Below are 254 nucleotides of genomic sequence, written 5' to 3'. Positions count from 1 at the left end.
AGATCCAGTAGGACCAGTAGGTCCAGTAGATCCAGTAGACCCAGTAGATCCAGTAACTCCCGTAGGACCAGTAGGACCAGTAGATCCAGTAGATCCAGTAACTCCAGTAGGACCAGTAGATCCAGTAGACCCAGTAGATCCCGTAGGACCAGTAGGACCAGTAGCTCCAGTAGATCCAGTAACTCCAGTAGGTCCAGTAGATCCAGTAGACCCAGTAGATCCCGTAGGTCCAGTAGACCCAGTAGACCCAGTAG

General features: G+C 51.6%; 1 protein-coding gene. It reads left to right on the top strand.

Annotated elements, in window-relative coordinates:
• On the top strand, nt 1-254 hold a 254-nt coding region (locus COI75_RS27145), incomplete at both ends, for a hypothetical protein (RefSeq protein WP_218006718.1).

The sequence above is a fragment of the Bacillus cereus genome (assembly GCF_002564555.1).
GTDB lineage: Bacteria > Bacillota > Bacilli > Bacillales > Bacillaceae_G > Bacillus_A > Bacillus_A cereus_K.
This window is presented reverse-complemented; position numbering and strand designations above follow the sequence as displayed.